Origin of the sequence: Dichelobacter nodosus (genome assembly GCF_001263335.1) — a bacterium.
GTDB classification, from domain to species: domain Bacteria; phylum Pseudomonadota; class Gammaproteobacteria; order Cardiobacteriales; family Cardiobacteriaceae; genus Dichelobacter; species Dichelobacter nodosus.
On record NZ_LGVW01000014.1, the window covers coordinates 1 to 324 of the forward strand.

A 324-nucleotide genomic window follows, 5' to 3' on the forward strand; every position below is an offset into this window, starting at 1 on the left:
AGGAGACTGCACATGTCTAATCTTCAGGCTGAGCCTTTATCTATTCTCAATAAAGCAATTAATGTTTTTGAGAACCTCTATTCTTTAAACGATTTACACAAAGCCAGCGGTGGCGCAAACAAAGACCGCCCAACCTTCTTTTTACAAAATAAAGAAACACAAGCGTTAATCGCTGAAATTGAAAGAGAAAATTATAATGCTTGTAATCCAACATTTAAAAATGAAAGCGGAAATCATAATGTTGGTGTTCCAACATTTAAAGCGGGTGAATTTAGCGAAAATATGACGCAAGTCATTGATTTTCCCGTGAGCCTCAAGTTGAGG

General features: G+C 36.7%; 1 protein-coding gene. It reads left to right on the plus strand.

Annotation, left to right across the window (positions count from 1 at the left end):
* Positions 1–12: 12 nt before the first annotated feature.
* Positions 13–324: KilA-N domain-containing protein (locus AKG33_RS03440; protein ID WP_161802459.1), on the plus strand; the 312-nt coding region annotated here is incomplete at its 3' end.